Annotated in this window: 4 protein-coding genes; 3 read left to right on the forward strand and 1 reads right to left on the reverse strand. The window is 64.9% G+C overall.

Features of this window, described 5'->3' with window-relative positions; all coding sequences use genetic code 11:
* Positions 1-69: 69 nt before the first annotated feature.
* Genes ABIB66_RS03225 through ABIB66_RS03235 form a run of 3 tightly spaced genes read left to right on the forward strand, consistent with a single transcriptional unit; the run spans position 70 to position 18,102 of the window.
* Positions 70-12,651 carry a leukotoxin LktA family filamentous adhesin gene (locus tag ABIB66_RS03225; RefSeq protein WP_354254111.1) on the forward strand — a complete coding sequence of 4,194 codons (12,582 nt, stop codon included), beginning with the start codon at positions 70-72 and terminating at the stop codon, positions 12,649-12,651.
* A gap of 28 nt (positions 12,652-12,679) precedes the next feature.
* The gene (locus ABIB66_RS03230; protein WP_354254112.1) at positions 12,680-16,396 is read left to right on the forward strand and encodes a beta strand repeat-containing protein; all 3,717 of its coding nucleotides are present in this window, start codon (positions 12,680-12,682) and stop codon (positions 16,394-16,396) included.
* 11 nt (positions 16,397-16,407) lie between these two features.
* Positions 16,408-18,102 (forward strand): ShlB/FhaC/HecB family hemolysin secretion/activation protein, encoded by a 1,695-nt coding sequence (locus ABIB66_RS03235; RefSeq protein ID WP_354206579.1) that lies wholly within the window; start codon positions 16,408-16,410, stop codon positions 18,100-18,102.
* Between the two features lie 18 nt (positions 18,103-18,120).
* Here ABIB66_RS03235 and bluB read toward each other — a convergent pair whose 3' ends face one another.
* Positions 18,121-18,753: a 5,6-dimethylbenzimidazole synthase gene (gene bluB / locus ABIB66_RS03240; protein ID WP_354206577.1), complete on the reverse strand. Its 633-nt coding sequence runs from the start codon at positions 18,751-18,753 to the stop codon at positions 18,121-18,123.
* Between the last annotated feature and the right edge of the window lies 1 nt (position 18,754).

Below are 18,754 nucleotides of genomic sequence, written 5' to 3' on the forward strand. Positions count from 1 at the left end.
TGCCGCGCTTCGACGACATTCTCCCACCCGGTTGTGGATCGGCGCCAGTGCCGATGAAGAGGATCTGAAATGCGCCGACCATCTGCAAGGCGTGAGAATGACGAGCTGACGCTACGGGGGCTTGCGCGTTTCCGTTCGATGTCACTGCTCTGCGCGATGCAGATGGTCTTCCTGCCGGTGTTCAGCGTCCGTCTGCAGGCGCAGACGGCGAACGTGATTACGCCGGACGGCCGCACCGGGACCAGCCTTCAGACGTCCGGCAGCGTAACCAACGTCACGACGTCGACCGTCTCCGGCAACAGTGCCTTCAACTCGTTCTCACGGTTCAGCGTCGGGCAGGGCAACACCGTCAATTTGCAACTGCCGACCGGCACACAAAATCTCGTCAACATCGTTCGCGACGCACCGGTCTACGTCAACGGCACGCTGAACTCCTACATGAATGGCGCGATCGGCGGTAACGTCTATTTCGCCGATCCCAAGGGCTTCGTGGTCGGCCGCAGCGGCACGGTCAATGTCGGTAGCCTCAACGTTTCGACGCCGACGCGCGAGTTCACGGACAGCCTGATCGGCGCGCAGGGGCAGATCAACGGCTCCGCCGTCGCCAATCTGATGGCGGGCTCGTTCCCGGTCTCGCCGGACGGCAACATCCGGATCTACGGCCGGGTCAATGCCATCGACGGCGTGCGCCTGACCGGGCAGAACGTTCTTGTCGGCGGTGCCAGCCAGCGAGACATCGCCAATCTCGATCACGCCGCGAAGTTCGCAGCCTCGGTGAATTCCAAGGGGCTGCGCAGCGCCGCCGCGATCTCCGTGCGCAACGGCTCCATCCACATTGGCGCCGTCAACAACGTCAGTGTCAACGGACGGCTGAGCGTGCGAAGCAAGACCACGACGCCGAGCAACATCACGGTCGTGGCCGGCAACCAGGCCGAACTCGGCAAGAATGCGCGGTTGAGCACGGCGAGCCGGACTGCGGATGCCGGCGGCGTCCTCGTCAAGGCCGGCAACGACGTGACCGTGAAGACCGGCGCGAAGATCAATGCCAGCTCGAAAACCGGCAATGCGGGGCTGGTCGAGCTGAGCGGAAACGGCGTCATCGACGTGGGCAGCGGCGTTACGATCAACCTTGCCGCACCCAGCGGCCGGGCCGGCACGCTGCTGATCGACCCGACCGATGTGGTGATCGGCGACGCCAGCCAGGGCGACGTCGGCGTAACCCTCGGCAACACGTCCGTCGCCAACGCCATCGCGGCGCTGAGCGCCGGTGGCACCTATGTAGTTCAGGCCGACAATTCGATCACGCTGGCCGCGCATGCGGTGATCGATGCCCGTAATCTTGACGCCACCAAGACTCATTCCGTCGGCAACGCCATCAACGTCGAGATCGACGCGCCGACCATCAGCGTGGTCAACGGGGCGAAGATTCTCGCCCAGGCGATCAATATTGGCGGAACGAACTACGCCAGCGGCAGTGTCACACTGACCGCGACGGCGAGCGACACCAAGCTGTCGGGCCAGGCCACCGCCACCACAGGGATCACGATCGATGGCCAGATCACTGGCGGCGACATCTCGATCGGTGCGACCTCGACGGCGACATCGAGCTTCACCAGCTCGGTTCCCGGCCTCTTCACGCTGGTCGGCACCACGCTTGCGGCCTCGCTGCTCGGCCTCAACGGCGGCTATGTGGCCGCGAGCGCCACGGCGACGGTCAACATCAACGGCCACGCCAACATCAACGGCGTCGGCAACGTCGACATCAAGTCGCACGGCTCGGAAACGGCGCAGGATCCGGCGCTGGCGAGCACCTTGCTCGGTGGCTCGCCGATCGGCGCCGCCGCCGTCGTCGGCAAGCTCGACGGCAACGTCACCACCAACGTGGCCTCCGGCGCCACGATCAGCGCGGGCGGCAACCTCAACATCCACGCCACCAATGACGCCACGTTGAACGTGACTGCGGTCGCGGCGACGTCCAGCGCGCAATTCGTCGCGACCGTTGCCTATTCTACCGGCTCGGTCTCGACCACGGCCAATGTCGCGACCGGCGCGAACCTCTCCGTCGGCAACGTGATTGCATCCGGCAATTCGCTGACGGTGCGTGCGATCAACAACAATTCGTTCTCGACCAGTGCCACCGCGGTCGCGCTGAGCACACCGAACGCGAGCGGCGGCATCGGCGGGGCGCTCGCCATCAGCGACGTCACCACGTCGGCCACCGCAAAGCTCGGCGCATCACTGGGCACCAGCACGTCGTCACGGATGAACGGCTCCGTGATGGTCGAGGCGACGTCGAACACCACGAGCAACTCGACCATGGCTTCAACCATCGTCGGTACGCCGGCCGTGATCGGCGCGATCCAGGATTTCATGGTCTCCACGGCCAGCCCGGGTTCGATCATCGCTCAGCATATGATCCCGCTGATGCCGGTGAATTTCAATTTGAAGGCCGCCGCCGCGCTGTCGCTGGCCAACAGCACCGAAAACGCCACCGCGTCGATCGGCCAGAATCCGAACGGCGGCGCACCGAGCCTCTATGTCAGTGGCAACGTCGCCGTCGTCAGCACCCTCGTCGATCGAGGTGTGCGCAGCAACGCCACCGCGTCTGCGATTGCCTCGGACCCCACGAGCGGCGAGGGAGTCGCGATCAGCGCCGCGGTCGCATGGGGCAATTTCAATCATAATTCGAACGCCTATGTCGGCGGCGGCACCGTGATCAATGCGGCCAACATCGCCGTCGACTCCAGCACCTGGATGCCGATCACCAATACCTGGCTGAAGTGGGACGGATTGACCGAGGTTCTCAGCCACCTCAACGGCAATCTCGGCGTCGGCGGCAACATCCTGACCAGCTATGCCAACGCCACGGCCGACGCGGGCGATACCGCCGCCGTGGCCGGCTCGGTGAACCATTTTGTCGTGAACAACGATACGACGGCGTGGGTGGCAAGCAGCGCCAGCCTGACCGCGACATGCACGGCGGCTTGCGGCAGCAGCTGGTCCGCGACGCTGAACAACGGCGACGTCCACACTTACGACGCCAGCATCCAGATCGCGGCAACGACGACGACGGCGTCGATCGACGCCGCCGGCAATGTCGGTACACTCGGCTTCCTGCCCGGCAACACGTCCGGCGGCTCCTCGGTGGGCGGCTCGCTCAATTTCGTCCAGTTCAACACCAGCACGATCGCCGGCGTTTCGGAGAGTGCATCGCTGCGGGCGGCGGACGATATCGCCGTCAATGCGATCACCTCGGACCAGTTCGTCGCGGTCGCGCCGTCATCCGGAAAGGCCGGTGGCGCGCTGGCGCTGAACGGCATCACCTCGCTCGGCTTCCTCAACAACACGACGCACGCCTCGATCTCCAGCCAGGCCAGCGTCTTTTCTCCGACGCTCGGCGTCCTGGCGCAGCAGGATCTGTCCGTGGTGACGATCGCCGGCGCGGTCAATGTCGGCGGCGGTTCGGCGGTTGGATTGTCCGTTGCCTATCTGGGCGCGAATATGGATACGTCCGCCTATATCGGCGACAACCATTCCGACATCCGGCCGGGGCCGTTCAGTAGCAACGATCCGTTTGCCGGCAACGGCGGCGGAAGCGGCTTCGTCAACGCCGACAACCTCACGATCAGCGCCACCACCTCTGGCCGGATCACGTCTGCGGCCGTCGCGGCTTCGATTAGCGAGCCGTCATTGTCCAGCTTCGCCGACAAGGCGAACGCCGCCGGTGCCGCCGCGACCGGCGGGCCGGCCGGGATCGCGCTGGCTGCAAACAAGATCAGCTCGGGCTCGGGATCGAGCACGAGCGGCTTCACCATGGACCTTGCGGGCAGCTCGTCCGTGAGCGACGTCTCGCTCGGGACCAGTGCTTATATAAAGAATACGTCGGTCAACAAATTCACCACGGCGACCGCGGTGAACACGAATACGATCGTGCAGGCGCTCAACGACACGATCCTCAGCAACGGCTCCGGCTCCGCCGCGGCCAATATGTCCGGCGGGTCGTCTCAGGGAGCAGCGATCGGCGCCGCCATCGCGGCGGCGATATCCAACAATGCCACGCTCGCCTATATCTCCGGCACCACGATGCAGAACCAGATGTCTGTGACGGTGCAGGCGCTCAATGGCGGGTCGGAGACCGTCGTCGCACTCGGCGTGGCCGGCGGAACGTCGGCCAATGCGCTCGCTCTGTCGGGATCTGTCGGCATCGTCACCGACAGTGCCAATGCATATATCGAGAACTCGACGATCACGGGCGTCGCGACGGGGACCAATCGCGCGATCGAGGTGGATGCCTATCAGACCACGAACATCGCAATCGGCGGCGGTTCGCTCTATCTGTCGGGCGGCAAGGCCGGTGTCGGCATCGCGCTGACCTATGCGTCGATTGCCGATCCCTCGGGCGGCAACGCCACCGACGCGCATATCCGCAACACGTCGATCTCGAACTATGACAGCCTGCTGGTGCTGGCCGACAGCGCCAGCGTGATTGCGGCCGGTGCGGCCTCGGGCGGGGCAGGGAGCAACGCCAACGGACTTGCCGGGGCGATCGTCGTCGACGAGATTACGCCCACGACCACGGCCTATATCAGCAGCAGCGCGACGGTGAACATCAACGTCGGGCGCGTGACAGTGCTTGCTGACAGCGGCGCCGTGTCGGACCTCGATACGGCGCTCGGCGATCTCGTCAGGAAGTCGAACAACAATCATCTCGCGTCCGACACGTGCACTGCCGCCGCCGGCAATGGCACGCAGAACTGCATCGATTTCAGCGCGGCGGCGCTCAACGGTGGCACGGGTAACGGTCCGGGTGCCAGCATCATCTCCGTTGCGGGCACCATCCAGGCCGGCAAGAACAATGTCGGCGCCTCGATGGTGTACGATACCATCGCAACGACGCATTCGGCCTATATCGCCAACGTCCGGATGTCGGCCCTCGGCAGTGTCAGTGTGAATGCGGTCGACATCACGAAGATCCAATCGGTCACGATCGGGTTCGGCCTGGCGAGCGGCCAGTTTGCCGGCGTCGGCGGCATGACGATCAGCTCGATCGCCAATACCGTTTCGGCGGCGATCGGCAATAGCCAGTCCGACACGACACAATCAACGGTCACGGCCTCCAACATCTCCGTCACCGCGAGCGACAATTCGAGCATCACCGGAGCCGCCGCAGTCGCTGGCGCCTCGACGCAAGGCAGCGCCGCGGGCCTGGCACTCGTCTACAGCAGCATCGCCAACAATGTCAGTGCAGGCGTCACCGGCTCCAAGCTGACCGCCTCGGGCAGCGTGGCCGTCAACGCGAACTCGAACGCTGGCATATCGACGGTTGCCGTCGGCATTGCGATTTCTTCGCAGATCGGCCTTGCGGGTTCGGTCGCCACCAACCTGATGGGAACCAACGTCTCCGCCAGCATCACCGGCGGGGCCGACGTTACCGCGAACAACAACGTTGCCGTGATTGCCGGCAACAATGACAAAGCGGGCGTTTTCGCCGGCGCCGTGTCGATCAGCAAGGGCGCGGCCGGCGGTGCAGGCTCGATGGTCACGAACAAGATCACCGGCACCACCGCGGCCTATATCAGCGGGACGACGACGAAGGTGGATGCGCTCGGAACCAGCACGAGCGACGTGCTTTCGGTCAACAGCGGCACGCTCGCGCATGCGATCGATCTCGGCGGCTTCAGCGCGCCCACCGACACCACGCCCGATCTGAGCGAGACCCAGGAGAGCGTACGCGGCCTCGCCGTCGTCGCCAGTTCGCACCAGGCTGTCGTCACCAACGTCGCAACGCTGTCCGCGGGCTCGGGCATCTCCATCATGATCAATCCGATCACCAATGTGATGAGCGGATCCACCAAGGCCTATATCGACGGCGCGGCGATCGACACGCGGCTGGCAAGTTCGACGCTCGACCCGCAGATCGACGTGGCCGCCAGCAGCTTCTCCTATTCCGGCGCGTTCGGCGCCGGCGTGGTACCGCCAACCGGGAGCGGGGGCGGCGGTGCGACCATTCTCAGCACGACGATGTCGCGTGACACCGAGGCCTACATCACCAATGCGACCGTGGGCGGTGTGCAGTCGGCGAGCGCAACAGTGGGCGCCGTCACCGTGAAAGCCAATGCCGAGCAGGACGCGTCATCGATCGCGGTCGGTTTCGGCACCGGCTCCGTCGGGTTGAACGTCTTCGTCGCAACCACCGAAGCCTATGTCGACGGCGGTTCCCTCACGGCGTCCTCGCTCACGGTCAATGCCTACGACGCCACCGGTATAGCGTCGGCGAACGGCTCGGGCGCCTATGGCAGCCAGGCCGCGATCGGTGCGGCCTTCCTGGTCCAGGTCTCGGCGAACCGGACCGAGGCCTACGTCGGCGACGAGTTCCACTACCAGGGCAACGGCGCGGCGCACACGACCGCGGTCAATCTGAGCGGCGCGCTCGACGTCACGGCAACGACGAAAAACCGCTTCCAGGCCTATTCGATCGGCGGGGCGCTTTCGACCGGCACGGCGGCGATCGCCGGCATGGCCAACATCGAGATCGCCAACAACACCACCATCGCGGGCGTTTACGACACTACGCTGCAGTCCCCCACGGGGGGCGCGGCCGGGGCCGTCACCATCAACGCCACCGAGGACGTGGCGATCAAGGAGATCGCCGGCGCACTTTCGATTGCAGCCAGCGGGTCCGGCGTCGGTGTCGGCGCGGCGGCGAACGTCATCGTCTTCAAGAGCCAGACCATTGCGGAAAGCCGCAACAGCAACCTCAATTCGTCCGGTGCGATCAATGTCGGCGCGCTCAGCACCAAGGAAGTGCTGTCCTACGCGGTCACCGCCGGCATCGGCGGCAGCATCGGCATCGGCGCGACCGTCGGCGTCATCATCATCGGCACCAACACCGCCGATCCGGATACGCAGGGCGAGCAGACCGGCCAGCTCAACCAGGGCAACAACGGCACCATCGCGTCGGTGAACGCGGGCACCAATTCCTCGCACGGCAGCGACGCGGTCGCGAGCGGCACCTCGGGCAATCCGAGCAACGCCAACGCAACCTCGACCTACGACGTCAGCACCGTGCTGACCGGCGGCAATGACGGTGTCACCGCTCAGATCGCGGGTGGCAATGTCACCGGCACGCAGGTCAACGTCGGCGCCACCAGCGCCAACGCGACCAAGATGTTCCTGCTCGGCGCCGGCTTTGGCAAGAATATCGGGATCGGTGCCGGCATCGGCTACACCAGTGTCAACAGCAGCGTGCTCGCCAATCTGAGCGCGATCGTTGCGGCGCCTTCCGTGACGGTCGCCGCGCGGGTCAAGGACGCCGACACCGGACCTTATTCGGGCAAGACCGTCGACAGCGAGGCGATCGCCGGCGGTGCCGCGCTCTACTTCGGCGCGGATGCCGCCGTGGCGGTCGGCAACGTCGCCAACACGGTCACGGCGCAGCTCGGTGGCTCCGTGACCGGCTCGGGCGGCACCGGCGTCGCGGTCATGGCGATGGACAGCTCGACCCAGAGCGTGACCGCGGGCGGCGGCACCGGCGGCCTCGCGGCCATCGGGGTATCGATCGCCACTACGGGACGATCCAGTTCGGTCGCGGCAAAGGTGCTGTCGAACGCGACGGTGAACAGCTCGACCCTTGCGGTTGGCGCAGGCGAGGCCGGCGCAATGTCGGCCTCCGCGACCGCGGTCGCCGGCGGCATCGTCGCCGGTGACGGGGCAGTCGCCACCGCAAAGGAAAATTCGACTGTTCTGGCCGAGATCGGTTCCAGCGCCTCGATCACCACCTCCGCGGCCGGCGTCGGCACGCTGGTGTCGGCATCGCTCACCCCCAATCTTTCGAGCGAAGCGATCGGCGTCGCGGTCGGCGGCGGCGCCATCGGCGTATCCGTCGCGGAATCCTTGGTGACGGCCACTGTCACCGCCGATGTCGGCGACAACACCAGCTTCTCGGGCGGTGCGCTCGCCGTAACCGCGATGGCGCTGGTTCCGACGAGCGGCACGACGACCTACGCCTGGTCGCTCGCCGGCGGCGGCGGTTCGCTGATCGGTGCACAAGGCAGCTACGCCAGGGCGTCCGAGAACGCGACGGTGAGTGCGTATGGAGGCACCGGGATTACGCTTCCCAACGCCGACGTGGTCATTACGGCCCAGAACGACAGCAGCCAATACGCCCAGGCCACCGGACTTTCGACCGGCTTCCTGGCAGTGGGTGCGACGGTCGCCCAGACGTCCTCGAGCGCGCACACCTACGCCTATCTGGGTGCCCCCGACGATATGGACGCGACCCATCTGAATCACACCGACTACACCGGCATCCTCCAGATCACCGCAACCGGCAAGGACATCAACGTCTCCAACGCGACGGTCGGCGCGGGCGGCACTTATGCCGGCGCCGCCGCGGTCGCAACGACCAGCTCGACCGCCGTGACCAATGCGCGGTTCGACGGCGGCACGACGGATGACACGCTCTTCTTTGGCGGCCTCAACATCCAGGCCAAGCACACCACGAACTATGCCGCCAGCGGCGACGCCTACCAGGCGTCCACGGCCGGCGTCTCCGGTGGCAGCGCGCAGAACGACGTCAACGCCACCACGACCGTCGACATTGGACCTCATCTGATCATCAACTCGGCCGGCGGCGACATGGTCGTCATCGCCAACGACATCGTCAACCAGGCTGGTGGCGGCGCGCGGTCGGGCTCCGGTGGCGTGTTCGCTGGTGCAGCGGCACTGAGCAACACGCATGTCACCCAGACCGTCACCACCAACATCGGCGCCGGGGCGGTGCTGAGCCTCAACGGCGATCCGCGGACATCGGCGGCGGTGATCAACATCGAGGCCTACAACACGCTCAATACCAACGACACGGCGAGCCTGGCCACAGCCGCCTTCTTCGCCGGCGGCGGCGCCGAATCCAACATGACGGCGAACGCCACGCTCGCGGTCAACATCAATGCCCGCGAACTCTTCAGCGCCGGCAAGATCTATATCGGCACGGCTGCGAAGATGGCGGCGGCCAACAACGCCAATGCCAGTCTCTACGGCGCGATCGCCGGCGTCGGCGCCAGCACCAACAGCTGGGTTCATGCCAACCAGGCCGTCACCGTCGGCAACAACGCCAAGGTCGAGGCCTGGGGCCAGATCAACATCTATGCCGGCATGTCGGGCGACACCATCATCTTCAGCAGCGTGCAGGCAAGCGCGACGACGGTCGTCTACAACAACACCGCCATTCCGATCTCCACGCTCTACCGCGGCACGGCCAATGCCGATGACACCACGAGCCTGACGCTCGCCAACACCTCGAGCGTGCTTGGCGTCCAGAACATTTCCCTGGGAGCGACCCAGGGGCAGGTCACGGCTTCCGGCAACGGTAGCAACTACAATCCGTATCTGGACATCTTCAGCGCCAAGAACAGCGACAACCACAGCCACACCAGCGGAACCGGCGATGTCGCGCTCAATGGCCTGGTGGTCGCGGGCATTAACAACGACATCACCATTACGATCGACATAGGTGCGAGCGCGCCGACTGCGAGCACGACGAGTCCTTACTCGTCACTGCTGTCCGGCGGTTCGTCGACCCCCACGCTCGAATATGTCGCCGACGTCGATCACTTCAACCCGATGATGAGCTGGAACCACCAGGTGGTCCAGTACACCATCGTCGGCGGCTTCAATCCCTATCAGAGCGTCGTCAACCAGCTCGCCGCGCTGACCGGCCTGACCGCGACGCAGATCCGCACACAGCTCGCGGCGGCGACGCCCGCGGCCCCCGCCACGATGTCGCCATCCGGCACCGATCCGACCGGCGACTTCCAGCGCCAGATCAACGCGCTGATCCAGCAGGCGCCGTATACCTCCGACGCCGCCGGCGATGCCTTCGCATTCGGCGATATGCTGGTGTCCGCCGGCAACGTCTCGATCCTGGCGCAGAAGCTGACCGGAAACAGCGGCACGAATCCGATTGCGCCGGCGGTCATCGCGCGCAGCTCGCCGATGATCAAGATCGAGAACAGGGGTCTCGACTTCATGGACCTGGCCAACCTCACGGTCACCAATATCACCGGAGGAAACATCACCTATCGCCAGATCGACCATGTCGATCCGGATTCGCACTCCAATGTGACCTTCACCGCCACGCCGAGCGCGACGCCGATCATCGACATTTCGGCCACCTACAACCGCCTGGATCCCTCCAGCGGGCTCGGCGTCGACCAGAACGGCAACCAGCTGGCCCGCACGCCCGACATCTATTTCGACGGCGTCGTCAACAACGAGAACGGCCTGCTCAAGATCACAAACAATCTCGGCAGCATCGTCGCGTCGCAGTCGCTCAACGCCGCGACCGTCCAGATGGTGGCGCCCAACGGCTCGTTCGTCTTCCTCGGCGGCATCGGCAGCTTCTATACCTCCAACCACGATGTTCTCTCGCAATGGGCGGGTGTCCAATTCAAGCCGGGTGACAACGACACGCTGACGGCGGTGATGGCGGCGGCAACCTATCTTGGCGCCTATGGCGACTACGCGACTGCTCCGCATATTGCAGGGGGAGCGGGCCACCCGTATTCGTACTATTGCTGCGTCGACGGCAATAACGGCGTTCAGCAGACGGCGAGCAACAGCACCATCTTCACCGCGCGCATGCTGAATCTATATTACGACGGCCTGTCGCTCTATTCGGCGATCTTCCTGCCGATGGGCCAGGGTGCGCCCGGCAACGGTAACCCGAACGTCGGCAGCGTGCCGAACGCTGCTACGCTCGCGATCATGGAGGGGCCGACGGCTCAGACCATCTCCACCGCGCCGTGGGAGCGAAATACCTATACCGGCCAAGGCGTCTACAGCAACTCGACCTACGACTACACCACGACCTCGACAGATGCACAGGGCAACACCACCACCACCAACCACACGGCGACGTATTACTCGCCATTCAATTGCGCGGGGTGCTCTGCCTATTTCCAGGTCGTCAATATCCAGCCGGACGTGATCACGCCGAAGACTGCGTCTTCGAACTCAGCCGCGAACTCGAGCACGGGGACCAACCCGCCGGCTAACGCGCCCTTCATCTTCGGCAAGGCGATCATCATCTCGGCGGGGGTCATCAACATCAACGGCACCATCCAGAGCGGCACGAGCAGCGATTACTCGGTCGACATCGGCGGCTCCACGTTGACCGCCATCAACGACCTCAAGAGCCGCAATGCGGGCGCGGACTTTGCCCAGGCCCAGGTCAACGCACGGAACGGCAGCTATTACGACATCACGGCGTCTGCGACGACGGAGGCCGCCGGCGACATCAAGATCGGGGTGAAGTACAACGCTCTCACCGACCAGATACTCGTGAACGGCGTGGTGCAGGGCTCGGGCGGCTACGTCTATCTGAACGGCAGGATCATCTCGACCTCGACCCAGGACGGTGTCTCCCAAGGCACTATCGCGGTCAAAGGTGGCGCCGGCTCGATCACGGTCAACAACACAACCGGCCTGCAGCTCGTCACCAACACCATCAATACCGGCGTCAGCGCGCCGAGCGTGATCGAGATCGTCGATCAGCTCAAGCAGCAGACGACGTGGTACGTCTACAATCCGTCCGCTGCGGGCGGCCAGCAGGTGTCGACGTATCAGACGAGCGGCGTCAATGCGAGCCAGTACACAGACACGATGTTGACGAGCCTCAGCGGCACGGCAGGTATCCAGTACGCGACCAAGGCAAACATGTTCTACCAGTGGGTCGATACGGCTACGCTGGATCGTCCGACGAGCTCGACGCAGTTCGACTACGGATGGCACTATACGCCCAACTCGGCCACCGGGCAGAACTGGACCCGCACCATCAGCCTGGTTTCGGACGTGCAACAGGCCCAGGGCGGCGGCGGCAGCACTGGCCCACAGACATCGAACTTCCAGGAAGTCGTCACCGCGACCGGTTCCTATCACACCGGTGGCGGCAACACCCATCCCGAGAAGTGCTGCGGCACGGACAACCAATACAACTGGTACCAGAATATCTATGATCACCTGACCCTGACGCTGACCAATACGGTGAAGGCGTCGAACCCGATCAACATCTCGTTCAGCGGCGGCGGCAACAGCACGGTTCTGGTCACGTCCAACTCCGGCATCGTCGTCAACGGTCCGATCAACAACCTCTCGGGTACGACGACGGTCAGCGCCACGGGGGCCAATTCGGCTATCACCAGCGGCACGAACGCGAACAACCCGGTGATATCGGGACGGAGCGTCATTCTCTCGGCGGATGGCGGCATCGGCACGATCGGCGCGAACGGTGTTCCCGTCCAGGTGCAGGTCTATGGCGGCAGCCTGACGGCCAGTTCAATCGACCACGACATCGCGATCGCGGCCGTCGGCTCGCTTTCGATCAATCAGGTGAAGGTGAATTCGGCGGGCAGCACGCCGCAGGGCAGCGTCTTTATCTCGGCGACCGGCGACATCAACTCGGCCTCGCCCTACGACGTCGCCAACGCCGTCGTGATCGGCAAGAACGTCGAGATCAACTCCACCGCCGGCGCGATCGGTGCGACGAGCGCCGTCATCAATGGCGCGAGCACGCTGACCAACATCAATCCGCTCGTGATCCAGGCGACGGCGCACCACGCAGGCCGGCGGCAATGTCGATGGCGGGGTTCTTGACAGCGCCTCGGCGACCGGCACCTACATCGTGCAGTCCAAGGGCGATCTGCGCCTCGGCACGGTCCAGTCGAGCGGCGGCCCGGTGTTCCTCGAGGCGGCCGGCTCGGACGGCAACCAGGCCAGCATCCTGAACGGAAGGGCGGCGGTTGGTCTCACCCAGGCGCAGAGCCAGCATCTCCAGGACGTCTGGACCAGCCTCGACCTGCTCAGCGGCAACGCCGCGACCAACGCCGTCAACAGCTACCAGTCGATGGTGACGTCGGCCTATAACGACTACTTCCAGCTCAAGAACATCGCCTTCGCGAACGGCAGCACCTACAACCCGACTTCGGTGGGATTGACCGTGCTGCGGGCGCAGGTGGCGGCCAAGCTCGGCATCGATCCCGCGAACGTCTCGACGACGGACATGAAGGTCGAGGCCACGACGCGGTTCCTGAGGGACCAGTTCCTGCTCGGCAAGATCACGACCGATGAGCTCAAGACCTCACTGACGACATTGCTCGGCACCGCACCGGCAGATCCGCTGGGAACCGTGTTCGGCAGCTCGTTGTCGTCGACCCTGTTCACGAAGCTGTTCGACGGCGTAACGACAGCCAATCAGCGCCTGCCGAGCAATACGGCGCTGCAAACGGCGCTGAACACCTACAATGCGAACTACGCCTATACGCTCGCGTCGACCGAGCGGGTCTACGGCATCATCACCGCGGGCGCGCAGTGGACGCAGAGCCAGCTCGCCTACACCGTCTCGTCGTCGGCCGTCGGCGCGGCACCGCCGCCGATCGACGAGAACGTCGTGGCCAACGTCAGCGCCAACCAGATCATGCTCTACGCGCCGCACGGCTCGGTCGGCAATTCGGCTGCGCCCCAGACGTTCACCTTCACCAGCGTCGATTCCTCGTCGCTGACGCCGGCGCAAAGGGGATTGCTCGCGACGGCCGGTCCGGGTCAGCTCACCGTCGGCGCGGTCACGGATCCGACCACCCACGTCGTGACCTATACGGTCAGCCTGTCGCAGCAGAACCTCGTCGTTGTCGACAACCCGATTGCGATCTCGGCCAAGGCGCTGACCAATGTCTATCTCGGCAGCAAGAACAGCCTCACGCTCGGCGGCATCACCGCGAACTACGGCCCGATCGCGGCCGCGCAGGCCAACGGCATCGAGGTGACCGGCCGCGGCGACGTCAAGCTCGACGCCGTCACCAGCATCACCGCCGCCGCGGGCGTGACCGGTACGCCGGTGATCTCCGGCGATATCGGCAACCTCACCCTGATCGCCGAGCACGGCAATGTCGGCGCTCCCGGGGCTGCCGGAAGCAATCCCGCGACCAACGCGAACGCGATCCAGATCGCCTTCGCCGACCCGGCCAACGACCAGCTCGACCAGGTTTCGTCGGCGCAGGGCATCTATGTGAAGCAGACCACCGGCGATCTCATTCTCGGCAACATCGCCGCCGGCAATGCAATCCAGCTCGCGGCGACCGGCAGCATCTACGCCGAGTCCGGCTTCACGGACCGTACCGCGATCCATATTCTCGGCACCGACCTCGATCTGCGCGCCGGCGGCAGCATCGGCTTCAACGGCTCGACCTTCCAGCCGGTGCAGGTGAATATCTCCGGCGCCGTGACCGGCTCGGCGGTCGGCGATCTCAGCATCCTCGCGGTCACCGGCGATCTCGTGGTCGGCACCAACGGCGCCTATGGGACGCTGACATCCGGCGGCGCACAGACGCTGAACGTTGCGCGCGGCGCGCTCACCATCAATGCCGACCTCGCCAGCGGCGGCTTGATGCAGCTCCTCGCCAACCGTGGCATGACCTTCGCGGCCGGCATCGGCACGGCCCCCGTGACAGCGACCAGCAGCGTCGGCGGGGTGACGCTGGTAGCCGCGACACTGTCGATGGGAGCTTACTCCGCCATCAACGCGGCCGGCGCGATCTCCGTGACCACCACCGGCGACGCGAGCATCGGCCAGCTGAATTCATCGCTCTCCTATACCGCGGCCTCGAACACGCCTTCGATCATCGTCACCTCCGGCGGCGTCGCCTCGCTCGGAGCCATCATCGACAATGGCGACGGCCAGACCAAATTCGTCGCGTCCGGCTCGGGTGCCGAAGTTTCGCTGAGCGCATCCAACGGCATCGGCAACGCGACGAGCCGGTTCATCCTCAGCGCCGCGCGGCTGTCGGCGAGCACGAGTGCCGGCGACATCTATCTGAAGTCTCTGACCGACACCGAGGCGAGCCTGCTCTCGGCAGTGAAGGGCAGCGTGGACATCCTCGGCACCGGTGGGCTGACGCTCGATCAGGTGCTGGCGGGTACGGCGGCGGGTGCGAGCGGCACCTTCAGCGCCCTTGCGAGCAATGGCAGCATCGTCATCGGCACCGCCGACAGCAGCGGGTCGCAGACGGTCCACGCCACCCAGAACGTGACGTTCAAGTCCCTCGCGGCCACCGGCTACAGCGGCGACGTCGGCAACATCAACGTCACCGCCGACAACGGCTTCATCCTGGCGCAGACGGTGATGTCGGGCGGCGTGCCGACGCTCGGCTCGGTCTCCGCCAACGGCTCGGCAAGGCTGATCGCGGCAGGCAGCAACACCGGTCATAACCTCACGGCCACGACCGGCACCGCGGCCTTGAGCGGCACTGTCGTTCATTGGGATAATCTCACGACCCGCGGCACGCTCGACGTCACCGCGACTGCCGGGGGGATCACCGTTGGCACCGCGATCAGCGGCGGCACACAGACCCTGCATGCCGTCAACGACATCGTCTTCAGCCAGCTCACCACGACAGGCATCCCGGGCGATGCCGGCGACCTCAACGTCAAGTCCGACACCGGCTCGCTCCGCGGCGGATCGATCTCGGCCAGCGGCGATACGCATTTCGATGTGGCCGGATCGGTCTCGCTGGACCGGGTCAGCGGCAATGTGATCAAGCTGACTTCATCGGGCGACCTGACCATCGATTGGGTCAGCGTGGTCAAGGAGCTCGACCTCGCCGCCGATACCATCAACGTCAAGGGCGAGCAGGTTCGCTCGAACCCGTCGGTTCCGCTGATCATGAACATCACCGGCTACAACGGCGGCACCGCAACCTCGGCCAACGTCTCGATCGATCCGGACAGCATCATCATCAACCAGTTCAGGGTCGTGGACGCCAACTTCTGGAGCGATGCGCACGCAGTTGCGATCCTGAACGGCTATGTGCCGGGCCAGTTGATGCTGACCACGGCAACCCAGCAGGTGCTGCTCAACAACCGTACGCCGGCCCCGTCCAACTGGCCGTCGCTCCAGCTCTACCAGCCGGGTGGCGTGTTCACGATGAACCAGGTCGGGAATGCCAATGTCAGCAACGCCTATGTGGTGTTCTACACCGGCAACGTCTCCGCGACGGTCACCAACTATGGGCCGACCCACACCTGCTGCAACGACTTCACCGGCGCGAGCATGGTGCGCAACATCTCTGTCGATGGCGAGGGCACCGAGAGCATAGAGACCTGGCTCGCGAAGAAGGACGGGGGGACCTTCTACCTGCTCGGTCTCTCCGGCAAGGCGCGGCTCGATGCACTGCTGATGCCGCGGCCGGTCGAGACCATCGGTTCTGGTCCCGCCGTCAACGTCGAGGGGCTGAGCGACATGCGCAAGCTGCGCCGGCAGGGCCAGCGCGTGGGACGCGCCGGCTGGAAGGACGCGGCGATCGAGGCGGTGAAGCCGGCTATCGGCCGTCTCGCACAGGCATGGTAACGGGACCAGGGATGCGGATTCTGGGGGCGGCATTAGGAGTTGGGCTCGCAGCGTCGTGCATCGCTTCCGCGCGGGCGCAGATTCCGTCGATCAATCCCGGCGTGATCCAGAACGACGTCGACCGGCAACGAAGGCAGCTCGAACAGCAGAGCGCGCCGCCGAAGCTCAACGGGCCGGCGGTGATTGGTGGCGAGCGGGAGAAGTCCCAGCTCCTGAAGCCGGGCGGGCCGAAATTCCGCCTGCGCAAGGTCGAATTCGACGCTTCCAAGTTCATCACCCCGGCCGAGCTCGACGAGATCGCCAAGAAGTATGTCGGCAAGAACGTCGACATCGCCTCGCTGCTGCAGCTCGTCGCCGACATCAACGCCATCTATACCGAGCGCGGCATCGTCACGGGCATCGCGACGCTGCCCGAGCAGGATGCCAAGGGCGGCATCGTCCGCGTCAAGCTGACCGAAGGCCGGCTGCAGAAGACGACCATCGAGGGCAACAAGCAGACCCGCACCGAATACATCCTTCAGCGCGTGAAGGAGCCTGAAGGCGAGGTTCTCGACGTTCCAAAACTCAATCGCGACGTGATCTGGTTCAACCGAACCAACGACGTGCAGATCAAGGCGCTGCTCCAGCCCGGCACGAGCTTCGGCCTGACCGATCTCCAGTTCGCCGTGATCGAGCCGCCGGTCGATACCTTGCAACTCTTCACCGACAACCAGGGCGCGGAAAACACCGGGCGTTGGGAGGGTGGGGCCTTCTACAAGCGCCACGGCCTGTTCGGCGTCGACGACCGCCTGACCTTCTACGGCGTCCGCTCCGACGGTAATCTCAACGGCAACGTCGCCTACAGCATTCCGGTCAATCCCTGGGGCGGCCGCGCCGGCGTCAGCTATACCGAAGGCAAGATCAAGATCATCCAGGGGCCGTTCGTCGCGCTCGACGTCACCGGACGCTCGAGCCAGGCCGCGGTCAATTTCAGCCAGCCGATCTGGGTCACGCAGAACTGGCTGGTGCTGCTCAACGCCGCGGAGACCGAGGGCAAGACGGTCAGCCGCTTCGCCACGGTCGCCGTGACCCATGATCATTACGACAAGGCCACGGCGGGCCTCTCGGTGACCAATTCCGGCAACACCTATTCGATCACGGTTTCGCCGGCGGTGAACTACATCACATGGCAAGACCACGTGCTGGGCAATAATCGCACGTTCAACACCTATACCGGTTCGATGTTCGCGACCAGCGCCGCGGGCCCGGCGAATTTCAGCACCAATGTGCTGGCGAGCTGGCAGTACACGCAGGAAAAGCTGCTGCCGGGCGACCAGATCTTCTCGATCGGCGGTCCCACCACCGTGCGCGGTTATCCCTCGAACTCGGCGTCCGGTGACAGCGGCTACTACTTCAATGCCGAGCTGCACTACAATTGGTCGCAATGGCTCAGGGGTTTCGACACCTACATCTTCACCGACTGGGGCGCGGTGTATTCGACGTTCCCCGGGATCACCGAGCTGGGCTCGGTCGGCGTCGGCTTCTCCTGGACCTACGCGTCGTTCATGACCTTCGAGGCGAATTACGCGACGCCGCTGAAGATGGCGGTCTCGACCCAGCACCACTACGAAGCCTATGGCCGTATCATTCTCCGGCCGTTGTTGATGTTCCAGAAGCAGGAAACCCCTGCGCCTGTCGCGGCGGTTGCTGGCAGGAGCAGGTCGTAGGCCGTACGGGGCACGCGCTTACCGCCGCAGCGTGAACTCATCCGCGCCGCGGCGCTGCTCCCACTTCGCCTGTTCCAGCTCGGGCCGGTCGCATTCGATTTCCGGATAACCGATGCAGAGATAGGCGATGAATTTCCAGGTGTCCGGCACGTCGAGAATGGCGTGAATGCGATCCGGATGGAGGATCGATACCCAGCCAAGCCCGATGCCGTCGGCGCGCGCGGCCAGCCACATCGCGGTGATCGCCGCGACCACGGAATATTCCGTCGTCTCCGGCATCGTCGCGCGGCCGAGGCCGTGACCGACATCGCTGGCCTTGTCGGCGAAAACGGCGAGGTGGCCGGGGGCCAGTTCGAGACCCGACAGTTTCAGCGTGGCATAGCGCGCCGCGCGCTCACCGGCATAGGCATTCAGTGCGTCGGCGTTGCACGCTTTGAAGTCGTCGATCACGGCGCGACGCCGTGCAGCGTCATCGACGATGACGAAGCGCCAGGGCTGGCTGAGGCCGACCGAGGGTGAGAGACAGGCTATCTCGATCAGGCGATCGATGGCGCCGTCCGGCAACGGGTCGGTGCGAAAGCGGCGCACGTCACGGCGCCACACGAACAGCTCGCGCAAGTGCTGGCGGAAGGTGTCATCGAACTCGACCATG

Source organism: Bradyrhizobium sp. F1.13.3 (genome assembly GCF_040548265.1).
GTDB lineage: Bacteria > Pseudomonadota > Alphaproteobacteria > Rhizobiales > Xanthobacteraceae > Bradyrhizobium.